Annotated in this window: 19 protein-coding genes and 1 other RNA gene; 19 read left to right on the top strand and 1 reads right to left on the bottom strand. The window is 46.5% G+C overall.

What is annotated here, in order from left to right; translation table 11 throughout:
- Positions 1–44 precede the first annotated feature (44 nt).
- Complete coding sequence (gene nrdH / locus QOS03_RS02715) at positions 45–266, bottom strand: glutaredoxin-like protein NrdH (protein WP_169461329.1); 222 nt, start codon at positions 264–266, stop codon at positions 45–47.
- A gap of 266 nt (positions 267–532) precedes the next feature.
- Between nrdH and tadA the strand changes: the two genes are divergently transcribed.
- The 19 genes from tadA to tsaD all read left to right on the top strand — a co-directional run bounded on the left by tadA (position 533) and on the right by tsaD (position 16,890).
- The gene (gene tadA, locus QOS03_RS02710; protein WP_408612058.1) at positions 533–1,021 is read left to right on the top strand and encodes a tRNA adenosine(34) deaminase TadA; all 489 of its coding nucleotides are present in this window, start codon (positions 533–535) and stop codon (positions 1,019–1,021) included.
- A 47-nt stretch (positions 1,022–1,068) separates the two neighbouring features.
- Positions 1,069–1,165: signal recognition particle sRNA small type (gene ffs, locus QOS03_RS02705), an RNA gene on the top strand.
- A 130-nt stretch (positions 1,166–1,295) separates the two neighbouring features.
- Complete coding sequence (dnaX, locus tag QOS03_RS02700) at positions 1,296–3,029, top strand: DNA polymerase III subunit gamma/tau (RefSeq protein WP_283575251.1); 1,734 nt, start codon at positions 1,296–1,298, stop codon at positions 3,027–3,029.
- A 32-nt stretch (positions 3,030–3,061) separates the two neighbouring features.
- The gene (locus QOS03_RS02695; protein WP_169461327.1) at positions 3,062–3,370 is read left to right on the top strand and encodes a YbaB/EbfC family nucleoid-associated protein; all 309 of its coding nucleotides are present in this window, start codon (positions 3,062–3,064) and stop codon (positions 3,368–3,370) included.
- 12 nt (positions 3,371–3,382) lie between these two features.
- The gene (gene recR, locus QOS03_RS02690; RefSeq protein WP_169461326.1) at positions 3,383–3,982 is read left to right on the top strand and encodes a recombination mediator RecR; all 600 of its coding nucleotides are present in this window, start codon (positions 3,383–3,385) and stop codon (positions 3,980–3,982) included.
- A gap of 9 nt (positions 3,983–3,991) precedes the next feature.
- Positions 3,992–4,243: a YaaL family protein gene (locus tag QOS03_RS02685; protein ID WP_272208515.1), complete on the top strand. Its 252-nt coding sequence runs from the start codon at positions 3,992–3,994 to the stop codon at positions 4,241–4,243.
- Between the two features lie 13 nt (positions 4,244–4,256).
- Entirely contained in the window at positions 4,257–4,898 is a 642-nt protein-coding gene (gene tmk, locus QOS03_RS02680) for a dTMP kinase (RefSeq protein ID WP_283575250.1), read from the top strand.
- Positions 4,899–4,932: 34 nt separating this feature from the next.
- Entirely contained in the window at positions 4,933–5,253 is a 321-nt protein-coding gene (locus QOS03_RS02675; RefSeq protein ID WP_169461323.1) for a cyclic-di-AMP receptor, read from the top strand.
- A gap of 36 nt (positions 5,254–5,289) precedes the next feature.
- Positions 5,290–6,306 (top strand): DNA polymerase III subunit delta', encoded by a 1,017-nt coding sequence (gene holB, locus QOS03_RS02670; protein WP_283575249.1) that lies wholly within the window; start codon positions 5,290–5,292, stop codon positions 6,304–6,306.
- Positions 6,307–6,324: 18 nt separating this feature from the next.
- Positions 6,325–6,675, top strand: a complete 351-nt coding sequence (locus QOS03_RS02665; RefSeq protein WP_169461321.1) for a DNA replication initiation control protein YabA — start codon at positions 6,325–6,327, stop codon at positions 6,673–6,675.
- An 11-nt stretch (positions 6,676–6,686) separates the two neighbouring features.
- Positions 6,687–7,553 (top strand): 16S rRNA (cytidine(1402)-2'-O)-methyltransferase, encoded by an 867-nt coding sequence (gene rsmI, locus QOS03_RS02660; RefSeq protein WP_283575248.1) that lies wholly within the window; start codon positions 6,687–6,689, stop codon positions 7,551–7,553.
- A gap of 18 nt (positions 7,554–7,571) precedes the next feature.
- Complete coding sequence (locus QOS03_RS02655) at positions 7,572–8,333, top strand: acyl-[acyl-carrier-protein] thioesterase (protein ID WP_283575247.1); 762 nt, start codon at positions 7,572–7,574, stop codon at positions 8,331–8,333.
- A gap of 307 nt (positions 8,334–8,640) precedes the next feature.
- Positions 8,641–10,140: an exopolyphosphatase gene (locus QOS03_RS02650; protein WP_283575246.1), complete on the top strand. Its 1,500-nt coding sequence runs from the start codon at positions 8,641–8,643 to the stop codon at positions 10,138–10,140.
- Positions 10,141–10,144: 4 nt separating this feature from the next.
- Positions 10,145–12,394, top strand: coding sequence for an RNA degradosome polyphosphate kinase (locus QOS03_RS02645; RefSeq protein ID WP_169461383.1), 2,250 nt, complete (start codon positions 10,145–10,147; stop codon positions 12,392–12,394).
- Complete coding sequence (locus tag QOS03_RS02640) at positions 12,387–13,346, top strand: Ppx/GppA family phosphatase (protein WP_283575245.1); 960 nt, start codon at positions 12,387–12,389, stop codon at positions 13,344–13,346. Before QOS03_RS02645 ends, QOS03_RS02640 begins: the two co-directional genes overlap by 8 nt.
- 108 nt (positions 13,347–13,454) lie before the next feature.
- Positions 13,455–14,453 carry a UDP-glucose 4-epimerase GalE gene (gene galE, locus QOS03_RS02635; protein WP_169461316.1) on the top strand — a complete coding sequence of 333 codons (999 nt, stop codon included), beginning with the start codon at positions 13,455–13,457 and terminating at the stop codon, positions 14,451–14,453.
- A 106-nt stretch (positions 14,454–14,559) separates the two neighbouring features.
- Positions 14,560–15,285 (top strand): tRNA (adenosine(37)-N6)-threonylcarbamoyltransferase complex dimerization subunit type 1 TsaB, encoded by a 726-nt coding sequence (tsaB, locus tag QOS03_RS02630; RefSeq protein ID WP_283575244.1) that lies wholly within the window; start codon positions 14,560–14,562, stop codon positions 15,283–15,285.
- On the top strand, positions 15,269–15,835 hold the full coding sequence (gene rimI / locus QOS03_RS02625; protein WP_283575243.1) for a ribosomal protein S18-alanine N-acetyltransferase: 567 nt from the start codon (positions 15,269–15,271) through the stop codon (positions 15,833–15,835). Before tsaB ends, rimI begins: the two co-directional genes overlap by 17 nt.
- A 2-nt stretch (positions 15,836–15,837) precedes the next feature.
- Positions 15,838–16,890, top strand: a complete 1,053-nt coding sequence (gene tsaD / locus QOS03_RS02620; RefSeq protein ID WP_169461313.1) for a tRNA (adenosine(37)-N6)-threonylcarbamoyltransferase complex transferase subunit TsaD — start codon at positions 15,838–15,840, stop codon at positions 16,888–16,890.
- Positions 16,891–17,176: the final 286 nt, after the last annotated feature.

Genomic DNA, 17,176 nt, shown 5'->3' with positions numbered 1-17,176 from the left:
AAATAATTGAACGATCCCCGGAGATAACGCAGTATAATTGACTGTTAGGCCAATTGCTTGAGCATGTCGGGACGGAAACCAGTGAAGGATTGACCATCTGGCAGCTTGATGACAGGCGTGGCCTTAAAACCATCAGCTTTCAATTGATCAACGTATTCTGGATGCTCATCGATGTTGTGCTCAATAAAGTCAACGTGGTGCTGCGTTAAAAACATTTTGGTCATCTTGCATTGAATGCAGTTGTTTTTAGAAAAAACGGTAATCATGAATCTCAATCCCCTTTAGCTTTTCGTGATTTAATGTTTTCTAGTATAGCGGGTTATAAAGAAATTACAAGCATTGACGCACCATATGATGTATGCTTACAAAATGTTAGCACAACATGTAGTGGCTAGCTGATAAGGGATTGAGGCATTACTACATGCTGCGGAAATTTTTATTTTCAATGATGATTGCTTCATAACTCATGCAGTAGCAAAATCACAAAAACCATTATACACTGATTAATAACAATTGATAAGGGAGAAAAATTTTGCAACCGGAAGATTATATGGAAATGGCACTGGCTGAGGCTCACCAAGCTGAATTATTAAATGAGGTACCGATCGGAGCGGTAGTCGTTTACCATGGTGAGGTAATCGGGGCCGGTCACAACATGCGGGAAAAATTTCAAAACGCTGCCTATCATGCTGAGATGCTGGCAATCATGGAAGCTTGTGAGTATCTTAAGAGCTGGCGGCTGGAAGAATGTGATCTGTACGTAACGCTGGAGCCATGCATGATGTGCAGTGGCGCAATCATGAACTCTAGAATCCGATCGTTATATTATGGAGCCAAAAACCCTAAAGCCGGAACGGTCGACAGTCTGTATCATCTGCTGAGTGATTCAAGGCTTAATCATCAAGTCGAGATTGTGTCAGGCGTCAAGGAAACCGAATGCCAGCAGATGCTGAAGCGGTTCTTTAAACGTGTTCGTAAAGAGCGCAAGGCTGCAAAAAAAGCTGCTCAGCAAAAGAATTAATTGAAGACTGGCATTTAAATTCAAAATAGTGTAAGATATTATTTGCCGTAAGGTCATGGGGCAAAGTTGTGCCTACGAATCGTGTCAGGTCCGGAAGGAAGCAGCACTAAGTTCGCTACAGCTTGTGCCCCATGTTTTTTTGAAAAATCAACCGCTGTGTGGCTTGTCTCGCACAGCTTTTTTTATGCATTGAACGTTTTTTAAATCGAATTGGCACGCTTTTGCTAGTATAATAAAAACAATATGGACTTTTATCAGAAAGGGAGCAGCTAAGATGAGCTATCAGGCGCTTTATCGGGTCTGGCGGCCACAGCGATTTGACGAGATTGTCGGTCAGCAGGTGGTTACCCAGACGCTTAAAAACGCAATTATAACCAATCAGATCAGTCATGCCTATCTGTTTGCCGGGCCACGAGGAACTGGTAAGACCTCTGCTGCCAAGATCTTTGCCAAGGCCATCAACTGTCATCATCAAAAAGACGGTGAGCCTTGCAATGAATGTGAGATCTGTCGGGCAATCACCAACGGGCAGCTGGGAGACGTTATTGAAATCGATGCTGCTTCCAATAATGGGGTTGAAGAAATTCGCGATATTCGCGATAAGGCCAAGTATGCACCGACCCAAGCCGACTATAAGGTCTATATTATTGATGAGGTGCATATGCTTTCAACTGGTGCCTTCAACGCGCTGTTAAAGACTTTGGAAGAGCCGCCAGCGAATGTAATCTTTATTTTGGCCACCACTGAGCCGCATAAGATTCCGTTGACGATCATCAGTCGAGTGCAGCGGTTTGACTTTCGCCGCATCTCAGCGCAGGATGCCTTTGAAAGAATGCGGTACATTTTGGATCAAAAGCATGCCCAGTATGAAGAAGACGCACTCTGGGTGATTGCCAATGCGGCCGAGGGCGGGATGCGTGATGCATTAAGTATTTTGGATCAGGTTCTGTCGTTTAGCGATAATCAAGTCAAACTGGATGACGCGCTTTTGGTTACCGGCAGCGTCACCAAGCAGCTGTTGAAAAAATATTTTGATGAGATTACTGAGCATCAAAGTGCAGCGGCTCTGCACACCATGAAAGAAATTTTGGACCAGGGCAAAGATGGTCAGCGCTTTATTGAAGATCTGATCTCGTTTATTCGCGATGTGCTGCTGTATCAAGAATCACCGCAGCTGGTCAATGTCGCCGGTTCTGGACTCAAGGAAGCCGATTTTCAGCAATTAAGCCAGTCAGCCAGTGCCGATGAGCTTTACCAAATGATTGACGAGTTAAACGAGATTCAAGAAGAGATGCGCTTTACGACGCATCCGGACGTCTATTTGGAGGTTCTGACCGTTAAATTAAGTCAGATTCGACCTAAGACCGCTCAAACCGGTGAAGTAGATCCGCAGATCAGCCAGACAATCGGTCATCTCCAGCAAGAGATTCAACAGCTGCAGTCAACGATTGCCAGCCTAAGACAAAATGGCGTCGCAACTCAGCCACGAGCGGCCCGGCGTCAAAACAGTGCGGCTGGAGTTAGATCGCAGCCTAAGACAGTTCTAAAGCTGGATCGTGTTTACCCGATTCTGGAACATGCTACCAAGCAGAATCTGCGCAGTCTCCAGGAAATCTGGGGCGATCTGCTCAACATGCTGGATACGCCGCAAAGAGCTTTAATCAATACGTCGCAACCAGTTGCCGCCAGTCCAGAAGGCGTCGTCGTCTCATTTGACAGCAGCTTTTTACTGCAGCGAGCCAATAGCGGCAGTCTGGCGGCTGATATGGAAGCCGGCCTGCAGCGTTTGTCTGGCAATGAGATGCGCGTGGCTTTCGTACCGATGGATCAATGGCCAAAAATCCGACACAACTATCTGGTTGAGCATGGCTACCTGAATAAGGGCAAAACAACCGGAACCGATAAAAAAGCAGCTCCGGTTCAGCCGACAGCTAATGAGAAAAAAGATCCCATCGTTGATAAAGCTAGGCAAATGTTTGGCGATCTGGTAAAAATAGAAGATAATTAAACCATAATAATAGATAAAGGATGGATGATACTATGATGCGCGGAATGAACATGCAGCAGATGATGAAGCAAGCCAAGAAGATGCAGCAAAAGATGATGGAAGAACAGCAAAATCTGGCCAAAGAAGAATTTGTAGGCGTTTCACCTGATGAGCTGGTCAAGGCAACCTTTACCGGTGACAAGAAACTGACTGACCTGCAGATTGACCCACAAGCCGTTGACCCAGATGACGTTGACATGCTGGCAGACCTGGTCTTGGCAGCCGTCAACGATGGACTGGAAAAAGTCGATGCCGCAACGCAGCAGAAATTCGGCAAGTATGCCAAGGGATTGAATATTTAAGGAGGCTTGGCGATGCAGTATCCTGAGCCAATCGCCAAACTAATCGACAGTTACATGAAACTGCCGGGAATTGGTGAAAAGACCGCGACTCGCCTGGCCTTTTATACGCTGGGGATGGATCAAAGCGACGTTGAGGATTTTGCCAAGTCGCTGCTCAGCGTAAAAAAGGATCTGCACTATTGCAGCATCTGCGGTTTTATTACCGAAGACGATCCATGTCCAATTTGCAGAGATAAGTCACGTGATCGCTCAACGATTTTGGTGGTTGAGCACTCTCAAGATATTATGGCCATGGAGCGTATGCATGAATACCATGGTCTCTACCATGTTTTACATGGCTCAATTTCGCCAAGTGAGGGAACCGGACCAATGGATATCAATATTCCGGCCTTGCTTAAACGACTGCAGCAAGATACAACGGTCAAGGAGATCATTGTGGCCACCAATGCCTCATTGGATGGTGAGACAACGGCCCAATACTTGGCCAAACTGATTAAGCCAGCCGGAATCAGAGTTACACGGCTGGCCCATGGACTATCAGCCGGTGCCAATATCGACTATACCGATGAGGTAACCTTGTTCAGAGCAGTTCAGGGTCGAACGGAAATGTAGGTGAAGATTATGTTTTTTAAGCATCGTAATCCCCATGCAGTTGAAGAGCTTGGCAACCAGAACCTGCTGGAATTGATCTATAACGTCAAAGACAGTTGGGATCATGCCAAAGAAACTGAGCATGCCGTCTATGAAGGCCAGGTTGACAACGAGCTCTACAGTCGTACCAAGCTGCAGGAGCAAAAATATCTGTATCTTTATGGCAAGGCGCGGCGCAGTCATCTGCATGGCTATCTAAACGACAGCGTGATCAAGCAGTAATCGAGGAATAGCAATGGATGGTAAATTTATTTCGTTTGAAGGACCGGATGGAGCAGGCAAGACCAGCGTGATGCGGCAGATTACAGCCGATCTTAAAGAGCAGCTGGGAAGCGATGGCGTTGTATACACCAGAGAGCCGGGTGGCAACCATATTGCCGAACAGATTCGCGATGTCTTGTTTGATGCCGATAATACTGACATGGATCCACGAACGGAGGCTTTGTTATTTGCAGCGGCCCGGCGGCAGCATCTGGTTGCTGATATTTTGCCAGCGCTCCAAAACGGCAAGGTGATTCTTTGTGATCGTTACATTGACAGCTCAATAGCCTATCAAGGTGCTGGGCGCGGCCTTGGAGAAGAAAATATCTGGCAGATCAATCAGTTTGCCATTGATGGCTTGATGCCGGAACTGACGATTTATCTGGATATTGATTCAGAACTGGGCCTGCAGCGGATTGCACAAAATCGAGCCGATGAGGTCAATCGCTTGGATGAGGAAAAACTATCCTTTCATCGCAAGGTAAGAAGTGCCTATCAGAAATTGGCTCAAGAAAACCCGCAGCGAATCGTTACTATTGATGCCAGCCAGCCATTGGACCAGGTAATTTTGCAGGTTCAACAGGCAATTCATCAGCGATTTTCGCAATTGTTTTAAATGACTTAGCGTGACCTTAAAGGGGGAATTCATTATGAAAATGATTATGGCAATCGTTCAACCAAAAGATGCCGGTAAGCTGCGCGATGCATTTATCGACAACAACATCGGAGCAACCAAGCTATCATCAACCGGTGGCTTTTTAAGAGAAGGCAATACGACCTTTATGGTGGTTGTAGAAGACGAACGAGTTGACGAGGTATTGGAAATCATTAAGCATAATGCCAAGTCGCGTGAACAGTACATGACGCCAGCGGCTCAGATCGACAACGGTTCATCGGCCATTCCAATTAATGTTCAAATTGGTGGTGCTACGGTCTTTATTCTCCCAGTCGAAAAGTTTTTACAGTTTTAGCAAATCAGCAGGCCGATCAAGACGAGGTGATTCAAAATGGAACATGCCACACAATCAGAGTGGCAAGCTGAGCAGCTGCAGCCGGCAATCAGTCAGCGTCTCAAAAAAACCATGGCGCAAAGCGAGCTGGCCCATGCCTATCTATTTGCTGGCCCGTCTGGATCAGGGAAAAAAGCTTTGGCGCAGTGGATGGCCCTGCGCCTTTTTTGTGAGCATTCAGAGGCTGGTGAGCCGGATGGAACCTGCAGCGAATGTCAGCGTATCTTGTCCGGCAACCACCCGGATGTTGTCGTTGCCGCTCCAGAAGGCCGCCAGATTAAAGTGGATACGATTCGACGCTTAAAGGCCGAGTTTGGCAAAAGCGCTATGGAAGGCAGTCAAAAGCTGTTTATAATTGAAGATGCTGAAAAAATGACGACAAGTGCTGCCAATAGTCTGTTAAAATTTATTGAAGAGCCGCTGCCCGGCATTTATATTCTGCTGCTGACGACCAACAAGAGTGCCGTTTTGCCAACGATTCGTTCCCGAACGCAGATTATCGAGCTGCAGCCATTGCCCAAAAAGATTCTAAAAGAGAAGCTGAATCAAATAAAAATTCCCACCGGTCTACAGGCGATCGCATTGGGACTGACTGATTCAACCGAGCAGATCGAAGAGTGGATGGCAGACGACTGGTTCAATCAAGCGGTTCAAGCCGTCATCCAGTGGTACAAGGAGTGCAGCCGCACGGATCTGATTGCTTTCGTTACGGTTCAGACCACGCTCTTAAAAACAGCTACTGATCGGGAAAGACAAATGGTGATCCTGGATCTGATGACTTTGATCTGGCGTGATACTTTGATGGTGGCTAGTGGCATCAGCGAAAGCGACAGTCTGCACTTTATCGATCAATTGGCAATCATTCAAGAAACTGCACAACGCTATCGATTGGATCAGCTGCTGCAAGTCAGTGAGCTGACGCTTGAGACCAGACATCTAATGGATCAGAACGTTTCATTTCAGAATACGGCCGAGCAGCTTTCACTGCGCATTATTAATGTCTTGCAGCGATAGAAATGGGGAAAGACACAAATGAGCGAGCGAGTAGACAAAAGCAAGATTTACGAACGATTTACCAGGGTTACCAAACAGACCAAGGATCTGGTCGACAGTATGGAAGAACTGCAGGCGATGATGACGGCGGTTTTGGAAGAAAATGCCGAACTGTCGATTGAAAACGAGCATCTGCATCAAATGCTCAAGCAAAAGCACCAGCAGGCAACCAAGGACGGTTTGACCGATTCACGGCGCAATCTGCAGAAACTGTATCAAGAGGGATTCCACGTCTGCAACGAGTACTATGGCAAACGCCTGGATGAGGATGACTCATGTGCGTTTTGTCTGGATGCAATTTATGGACGTCATGATCAGCCGCAAAAATAAGGGTGATATCTATGCAACAGATTCGAAGCTTTACTGAAAACGAAACGGGTCGTCTCTACTTAGTACCTACGCCAATCGGCAATCTTGACGATATGACGTTTCGGGCGGTCAAGACGCTGGCAGACGTAGACTTGATTGCTTCTGAGGATACGCGGCACACGCAGATGTTGTTGAATCATTTTCAGATCGATACCAGACAGATCAGCTTTCATGAGCATAATACCGAGCAGCGAATTCCACAGCTGATTGCGCTTTTAAAACAGGGTCAATCAATTGCCCAATGCAGTGATGCCGGAATGCCATCGATTTCTGACCCAGGCAAAGAGTTAGTGGCAGCCGCAGTGAAAGAAGGCCTGCAAGTTGTAGCGCTGCCGGGAGCCAATGCTGGGTTGACGGCGCTGATTGCTTCTGGCCTTGCTCCACAGCCGTTTTATTTCTATGGTTTCTTAAGCCGTAAGCATCAACAGCAGATCGCGGAATTGACGCCTTTGAATCGACATGAGGAAACGATGATCTTTTATGAGGCACCACATCGTTTGGCCAAGACGCTGGCGTCGATGGTCGAGGTCTTTGGCGAGAGTCGACAGGCAGTTTTGGCTCGTGAGCTGACCAAGCGCTACGAGGAATTTTGTCGTGGTTCGTTAAAAGAGCTCAGTCAATGGGCTGCTGAAAATCAGATGCGTGGTGAATTCGTTGTGTTGGTGGCGGGCAACGATAATCCTAATCAGCCAGTTGAAGCATCAGCTGAGCTAAGCTTAAAAGAGCAGATCGATCAAGAGATTCAGCATGGTCTTTCCACCAATGCAGCCATTAAGCTGGTTGCCAAACGCAATCAGATCAAGCGTCAGGATCTTTATAAACAGTATCACGAGCTTTAAAACGCTAAAAGAGGTGAAATGACGTTGGAATCTCCATTGGTATATGAAGCCAGGCATCGTTTAAGCTACTATGAATGTGATGCTACCGGCCATCCCAACCTGAGCATGCTAATTAGCATGGCCGTGCAGGTATCAGAAGATCATGGTAATTTGCTAGGACTGGATACGGCAGTCGTGCAGAGTTATGGCGGTAGCTGGGTGATTACCAGCTACGAAGGCAGTTTTGCCAAGCAGCAGCCGGTCAATGGTGAAGAAATAATTCTTGGTACGCGAGCAATTGCCAATAATCGCTTTTTTGCCTTGCGTGAATTTTGGATTCAATCAGCGGATCATAAAATTGAATACGCACACTTGACAGGTTTGTTTGTCTATATGAATCTCAAGACTCGTCATTTGATGTCGATTCCTTCAGCAATCATTGAGCCTTACCATGGTCCAGAAAAAAAGCGGTTGCCAAGGCTGGCCAAGGCGTGCGAGTTGAAAGACGTTAAGTTTAAAAACAACTATCACGTCCGCTTCTTTGACATCGATTCAAATCGTCACGTCAATAATGCTCGCTACTTTGATTGGATGCAGGATCCACTGGGGGCTGAGTTTTTAAGCAGTCATCGGCTCAAGCACATGACCATGAGCTATGAAAAAGAGGTTCGCTATGGTCAAACCATTACCAGTGAGATCAGCAGCCCATATTATAATGAAAATGGTGAGCTGGCCACTGATCACCGGGTTGTTTTTGACGGTCAACTGTCAGCTGCCTCAACAATGATCTGGTATGAATAAATCAAAAAGAGAGTAAGAAAAAACTCCGCAAGGATGGCTAGGTCAGTCAAATGCTGATTTATCAGTGTTTGAACTGCCAGCCAGCTACTGCGCTGAGGCATTGTTATCTATACGTAGTTAAGAGGTTGAGTTAATTCCCAGCCTCTTTTATTTTTCCGCTGTTTTATTCAGTGCAAAGTGGAGATTTTGTTTTATTTGTCGTGCAAAAAACGTTTAAGGCTCAAACGGTCTGGAATTGGTGGTATTCTTAAACATATAATAGAAAAAAGGGCATTCAAATGAATAAAATCATGTGAGGAGTGTTATCTTGAAAAATTCGTTATTTGGGATTATTTTCCTAGAGCCGGATCGCTTGACGCTTCGGATTATAGAGCTCCCAACCCTTAAGATTATTACTGAGGTTCAATCAGGAGCCTTGATCGTTGGCAGCCACAACGTTGCCAACTATGCGCAAAACATGCAGGCAATTGTTGATAATCTGCAGGGATTTCAACGGGTTCTGCATGAATATCAAGTTGAAAAATTCACTTTTTATGGATCCTTAGAAGATCTGAATCTGGTTGAGGCCCGCTACATTGCTGATCAACTGAAGGTTCGCACTAATCTTGACATCAAGTGGCTCAGCAACGATCAATTGATGGCCAGTGCATTGGCAGCCGTAATGGCACGGATGCCGCGTTTCAATGAATTAAGCAAAAAGGCCCTGTACGTTTTGACGATCGGCCTGAATACTACGCGCCTTTCCTATTTCCGCCATGGCAAGTTTCAAACGTCATGGGATATCGATTTAGGCGAGGCGCGCGTCAATCATTTGGCACAGACATTGCGTCAGACCACGACGACGCCAAGTGAGATCATCTTAGACTACATCTCAAGCAAGTTAGAGTACCTGGTACCAGAACTGCGCCACGTTAAAAACTCCAACCTGCTGATTCATAACGTTGGCACAATGGCACAAAGCTATGTTAAGCCTGGTGAAATGCTGGGCAAGGTGCCACGAGAAGATTTTGAAAAACGCTATCAGCGAATCGTCAGCTCATCCAATCAGTTCATCATCAATCACTATAACGTCAATGAGCAAAGCGTCAATTGGGTGTTGCCAAACTATCTGGTTATCTCGCGGACGATTCACCTGTTGGATGCACAAAAGATTTATGCTACCAGTCTGCATATTCTTGATGGTCTAACGATCATGCAGCTGGGGGATCATTCACTGGTTGACAACATGATTCGAACCTCGGCTGCCAACATGGCCCAGCGCTATGGAGCCGATACGGCACATTCGACGTTTGTTACGCACGTTGCTTTGCAGCTGTTTGATGCGCTGCAGCCAATTCATCGCCTTGATCGGCATGATCGCCTGTTGTTGGAGATTGCCTGCAAGATTGAAGACATTGGTAATTTTATCAATCCACAAGGACACTATCGGCATTCGCAATATATTTTAGAAGCCAATCCGCTGATTGGGCTTTCGGCTGATGACAACCGCACGATTGCCGAAGTTGCCCGCTATCATAGCTCGGAAAGTCCCGATGTTGCTCAGGCTCACTATCGGTATATGGATGATGATATTCAAATGCCCGTAGCCAAGCTGGCGGCAATTTTAAGGGTGGCCGACTCATTGGACGATTCGCGCCTGCAAAAGATTTCGCGAATTGAGTTAAAGCTGCAGGATGATCGTCTGTTGATTACGGCACATGCCAATGATGATCTGGTCTTGGAAAAATGGGCCTTTCAGCGCAAGAATCAGCTGTTTACCGATGTATATGGCCTTAAGCCGGAATTGATTGCCAAGGAAGGGGAGTAATATGATGTACAAAGATTTCTATCAACCACAAAACTACGTCAACCGTGAGCTTTCCTGGATCGACTTTAATGGCCGAGTCTTAGAGGAAGCTTTGGCATCTGAAAATCCATTGCTGGAACGGGCCAATTTTTTGGGGATTACGCAAAGCAATGTTGATGAGTTTTTTATGGTACGGGTAGCCTCACTGCATAAGCTTTCGGCTGCCAATGTTACGACTACCGATGCTTCGGGGATGACGCCCAAAGAGCAGCTGGATGCGGTTAATCAAAAAGAGCATGGCATGGTCGAGCAGCGCTATCAGGTCTATAATGAAAAACTGCTACCAGAATTAGCGGCCCAAGACATTCGGATTCTGCACATCAGAGAGCTGGGAGCAGAACAGTATGAATACGTGCGTCGCTACTTTAATGAGGAATTGATGCCGGTTTTGACGCCAATGGCCGATGATACGTCACGACCATTTCCATTTATTTCCAACAACTCGCTCAACATTGCCATCAAACTGGAACGCGATCCTGAAAGCCTACACGTCAAAGAGCACGAGATTTTGGAAGGCGATCAAGAGATTCAAGGTCGTTCGCAAGAGCCGCATGACGAAAATACCGAAAATGAGGAAAAGTTTGCCACGGTGCGGGTACCTGAGATCTACAAACGCTTGGTCAAGCTGCCGGGCGAAAATCAATTCGTTTTATTGGATGAGCTGATTAAAGAGTTTTTGTCGGTGCTGTTCCCAGGATACCGGATCATCTCATCTGGTACTTATCGGGTCATGCGAGACATGGATTTAGACGTTGCCGAAGAAGACACCTCAGATCTTTTGCGGGCGGTTCAGCATCAATTACGGGAACGTGAGCATGGGCACGTCATGCGTCTGGAAGTTGAGCGCGACATCGATCCATGGTTGGAAAATCATCTGATTAAGAACCTGCATGTCAATGAAACAGCAGTCTATCGCGTCAACGGACCAGTCGACCTGACGTTTTTAAAGAAGCTTTCCGGCATGGTTAAGGGACACGATGACTTGCGCTACCAACCATTCAAAGCACATCTTGCTCCTTGCTTTGATATGGATCACAATATTTTTGCTGCGATTAGAAACAAGGATCATCTGGTTCAGCATCCTTATGATGATTTCCAGTCAGTCGTCAATTTCATTCATCAAGCAGCTACCGATGATCAAGTACTGGCCATTAAGATGACGCTGTATCGGGTATCGGGCAACTCGCCAATCATCAAGTATCTGGGGATGGCTGCTCAGCAAGGCAAGCAGGTAACGGTTTTGGTTGAAGTCAAGGCACGCTTTGATGAACAAAACAACGTTCGCTGGGCACGACGGCTGGAAAGAATGGGCTGTCATGTCATCTACGGGCTGGTTGGCTTAAAGACGCACTGTAAGCTGGCATTGGTTATTCGGCGTGACGAGGATGGCATCCGGCGCTACATGCATCTAGGAACTGGTAACTACAATGATGTTACGGCTCATTTCTACACTGATATGGGACTGTTTACGTGCGACTACGAACTGGGCGAGGATATGACCAACCTGTTCAACATGCTTTCGGGTTTTGCACGGCCAAGGTATTTCCACAAGCTACGTGTCTCGCCTGATGGCATTCGTGAGTTTATCGACACCAAGATCGATGAACAGATCAAAATCGCCAAGGCAGGCAGCCCAGCTTTGATCCGCATGAAGATGAATTCGCTGTCTGATAAGCAGATTATTGCACGACTTTATGAAGCGGCTGCGGCTGGCGTTAAGATTCAGCTGCTGATTCGTGGGATTACCTGTCTGCGTAACGATCTGCCACAGCTGCACGAAAACATTGAGGTGCACTCAATCGTTGGACGTTTTTTGGAGCACTCACGAATCTACTACTTCAAAGGCAACGGTCATGAAGAGATCTATCTGGCCAGTGCCGATATGATGACGCGGAACTTAAACCGGCGCGTTGAGGAGCTGTTCCCAGTTTTGGAAAGTGATACCAAGGCCCGAGCAATTGATATTTTTGACAAGATGTGGCAAGACAATGTCAAAACACGGATTTTGCATGGCAACAAATATGACCGCATTGATCGCGGCAAGGCACAGCCATTCAGCTGCCAGGAGTACTTTATTAAGCAGGCTCAAGCAGCCAACCGAGCTGACAAGAAGGAAACCGAGCAGCATCAAGCAGCCAGTGCTTTCCAGCCAATGATGCGTCATGATTCCAATCTGCACTTGAGCGATGATAAGAAAGGCGAAACTAATGATTAATCTGGCGGTTATCGATCTGGGCTCGAATTCGGTTCGACTGCAAGTTACTGAAATTGATGAGTCCGGCAACTATAATCTGGTGCGCTACGAAAAAGAATACGTTCGACTCTCGGAAAATATGGGCCCAGAAAAAATGCTTAAGCCGACGCCGATGGAACGAACGATTGCAGCTCTTAAAGACTTCAAGCAGATCTGCATGGTACTGGAAAACGTCCGCGTAATCGCAGTGGCGACGGCCGCGGTTCGTCAAGCAGCCAATCAGATCGAGTTTTTAAAGCGGGTTAAAGAAGAAACCGGTTTTAACATTAAAGTAATCTCTGGTGAGCGAGAGGCTTATTTAGACTATGTTGGCGTCACCAGAACCTTGCCAATTAAAAATGGTCTGATTATTGATACGGGCGGGGCCAGCATGGAGCTGATCTATGTCGATGACGGGCAGGCTGAAGAGATTATCAGTCTACCAATTGGTTCAGTGCTGCTTTCTCAAAAGTATCATCTTGATGATCGCATCAACTCAGCCGATCTGTTCGATGCCATCGTCAGAGTCGATCACGCCTTGGGACCTCAGCACTGGCTGCAGCGAGCACGGCATCAAGAAGTCGTGGCACTAGGCGGCAGCAATCGGGCCCTGGCTAAGATCTATCGCTGGCAGCTGGAATCACAGGGCAAAGGACGGTTGCCGGTTCATGGTTTGAAAATGTCGACTGATGATGCCAACCGGATTATGCACTCGCTGTTGGCGATGGACAAAAAGCAGCGTGCCAGCGTCCACGGCATTGCCTCTGAACGTGCAGACGTTATTGTTGGGGGCTTGCTGCCATTGATGGCAATTTTGCGTCAATTGGATGTCAAGGAGCTGACTTTTAGCAACAATGGGCTTAGAGAAGGATTGTTGTTCAAGTTTTTGGATCACGAGATTATGAGCAGCATTGTGCAGCCATTAAATGATTAAAATTTTTAAATTTTGAATCAGACTAGGGTTTTACTAAAATTTTATGTTATAATTTTACCAAGAGAGAAACGATGAGGTAAACCTGTCAAGTTAAGGGAGGAAAACACTTTGGCTATTTTAGTTGCAGGTGGGGCCGGATACATTGGCTCACACATGGTTAAAGATTTAATTGAACATGGTTATGACGTTGTCGTAGCAGACAACCTTTCAACTGGACACAAAAAAGCAATCAATCCAAAGGCTAAGTTCTACTATGGCGACATTCGCGACCGCGCCTTTTTGGACCGGATCTTTGTCAACGAAGACATTGAAGCCGTTGTTCACTTTGCGGCCTTTTCAATCGTTCCCGAATCAATGAGTGAGCCTTTGAAGTACTTTGACAACAACACGAGTGGTATGGTTACGCTGTTGGAAGCGATGCGTGACTTTGGCGTTAAGTACATCGTCTTCAGCTCAACGGCAGCTACTTACGGTACGCCAGAACACATGCCAATCAAGGAAACCGATCCACAAAAGCCAATCAACCCATACGGCCTGTCCAAGCTGATGATGGAACAAATGATGGCTTGGGCTGACAAGGCTTATGGCATTAAGTTCGTAGCTCTGCGCTACTTCAACGTGGCTGGTGCGGCTCCTGATGGCACGATTGGTGAAGACCATGGACCAGAAACGCACTTGGTTCCAATCATCATGCAGGTTGCTCAAGGCAAGCGTAAGGAACTGAGCATCTTTGGTGATGACTACAACACGCCGGATGGTACCAACGTGCGTGACTACGTTCATGTTATGGACCTGGCCGATGCCCACATTTTGGCACTGCAGTACTTAAAGAAGAACAACCAGTCCAACCAGTTCAACCTGGGCTCGTCAACTGGTTTTTCCAACAAGCAGATGCTAGAAGCTGCGCGTGAGGTTACGGGCAAGGAGATTCCTGCCAAGATGGCACCTCGTCGTCCTGGTGACCCAGACTCTTTGGTTGCAGCCAGTGAAAAGGCACGTGAGGTTTTGGGATGGAAGCCAAAGTTCGATGACGTGCACGATATCATTGCAACAGCCTGGAAGTGGCATTCCACTCATCCAAAGGGCTACGATGACCGTAACAACTAATCTTTGATTGATTATTAAAATGAGTGTGACAAGACTTGCAATGCTTGGCTCACTCATTTTTTAGTAGTGTGATAAAATTGCTAAGTATGAAAGGAACGAGAATGACATGAGAATACTTGCAATTGATACCTCTAATCATCCCATGAGTGTGGCCCTGGTAGAAAACGATCAGCTCTTGGCCACGACGACTTTAAACATGGTACGTAATCACAGCATTTTTCTTTTACCGGTAATTGACGATCTATTCCAAAAAGTACAATGGCAGCCGCAAGACTTGGATCGTATTGTCGTTGCCCAGGGTCCTGGATCATATACTGGAATTCGAATCGCAGTTACCAGTGCCAAGGTATTGGCCGATACATTAAAAATCGAATTGGTTGGTATTTCCAGTCTCAAGACGGTAGCTGCCAACGTTAATCCAGGTACGAATGCCTTGATCGTACCATTTTTTGATGCTCGGCGCGGAAACGTTTTTGCCGGGGCCTATCAATGGAAGGATGGTCAGCTGATCAGTGTGCTTAATGATCAGCACCTTTCAATGCAGGATTTACTGGAGCAATTGGTAAAATTTGAAAAACCGGTCTTATTGGCAGGGGAGCTGACTGATCGTCTCAAAAAACAGCTGACCGCTGTCCCTAAACAAATACAGTTTTTATCGTCTGCATTTGCGATTCCGTCAACCTATCAGCTGGCACTGCTGGGCGCAAAAGAAACTCCGGTCCAAGATATCGACGACTTTGTGCCACAATATCTGAGAATTACAGAGGCTGAAGCAGTCTGGCAGCATCAGCATCCAGATGCACCCAAGCAGGACTATGTTCGAGAAGTTTAAAAATTGGCTAGAGCAGACTAACGGTATTGACCGGGTACCAATGACGTTTGCCAGCCGTTCAATCAGTATCAATCAAAAGCCAGGGATGATCTGTCAGGCCAAAGAAGCCGATATTGCCGCCATGGTCCATATCGAAGAACTGATTTATGGCGTGGCACCGTGGAATCGAGCCGCGTTTGCCGCGGATCTGAAGCGTAATGATCGGCTATATTTGGTGTTGAAAAACGCTGAAGCCGATGTGCTGGGTTTTATTGGCTGTGCCTTTGATCAGGATAAAGCCGATGCGCATATCACCAATTTTGCCGTCCATCCGGCTTATCAAAGGCAAGGTATTGGTACCTATCTGCTGCAAACGATTAGACAGCTTGCCTTAGCTCAGAAAATGAAAACGCTGAGCCTGGAGGTTAGAGTATCAAATTACCAGGCTCAGCGGCTCTATCGGCAGATGGGCTTTATCGATGGTGAGATCAAACGGCATTATTATCTGGACGATCATGAAGATGCATTGGACATGGTCGCTCAGCTGGAAAATTTGAAAGGAATAGAATAAAAGTGGCAAAGAGAAACTTGATTTTGGCATTTGAGAGCAGCTGTGACGAAACCAGCGTGGCCGTCGTAGAGGATGGACAAAAGATCTTGAGCAATATCGTAGCAACCCAGATTTTGAGTCATCAGCGCTTTGGTGGTGTTGTACCTGAAGTTGCCAGTCGCCATCATATTGAACAGATTACCAAATGCATTGATAAGGCGCTGGTTGAATCAGGAGTTGATTATGATGAGCTGAGCGCAGTTGCCGTTACATATGGACCAGGGCTGGTCGGCTCGCTTTTGGTTGGCGTAACGGCTGCCAAAATGGTTGCTTGGGCGCATCATCTGCCATTGGTGCCGGTTAATCATATGGCAGGGCACTTGTATGCGGCTCGTTTTGAAAGCGAGTTTGCATACCCACAGCTGGCGCTTTTGGTTTCAGGCGGGCATACCGAACTGGTCTATATGGCCAGCGAGCATGAATATGAGATTATTGGCGAAACGCGTGATGACGCAGCCGGTGAAGCCTATGACAAGATTGGTCGGGTGCTGGGCGTCAACTATCCGGCCGGTAAGACGATTGATGAATGGGCGGCCAAGGGATCAGATACCTTTCATTTTCCGCGGGCAATGGAAAAAGAGGATAATTACGATTTCAGCTTTAGTGGTTTAAAGAGCGCCTTTATCAATACCGTTCACAATGCCAAACAACGTGGACAGGAGCTGGATAAATATGATCTGGCAGCCAGCTTCCAGCAAAGCGTAGTTGATGTGCTAGCAGAAAAGACGATGCGGGCATTAAGCGACTATCCGGTTAAGCAGCTGATTTTGGCTGGCGGCGTGGCGGCCAATCACGGACTGCGCACAAGATTAGAACAAGATCTTAAGACTCAGCATCCAGATGTTGAACTCTTGATGGCACCATTGAAGCTTTGTGGCGACAATGCGGCGATGATTGGAGCAGCCGGTTGGGTGGATTATCAGCATGGCGATCGAGCCGACTGGGATCTTAACGCGGTTCCCGGTCTGTCGTTTGCTAGAAAAAATGCTAATCCGGATCTTGCGTTAAGCGAATAGATGATCGAAAATCAAAAGCTCGTGTTCTTGATCTGAACACGAGCTTTTTTGATAATAAAATTTTGATATTCGAAATATTTTTAAAAAGTTTTCCACAAGATATGATTTTGTTATCATATTTCTTATTAAGCACCCAGACTGTCATCAACAACGGTATTTTGAGACATCAAAAGATATTATTACATACCTAGCAAACGCTTACATTAATTCGAAAACGGTTGACTAAAAATTTGAATGACATATAATTCGAATATCGAATACTTTGATACTCGAAATACTTTTTTGA

It is taken from the genome of Limosilactobacillus pulli (assembly GCF_947381555.1).
In the GTDB taxonomy this organism is placed as follows: domain Bacteria; phylum Bacillota; class Bacilli; order Lactobacillales; family Lactobacillaceae; genus Limosilactobacillus; species Limosilactobacillus pulli.
The sequence above is the reverse complement of the archived record's forward strand: the minus strand, read 5'-3'. Positions and strand labels throughout refer to the sequence as shown.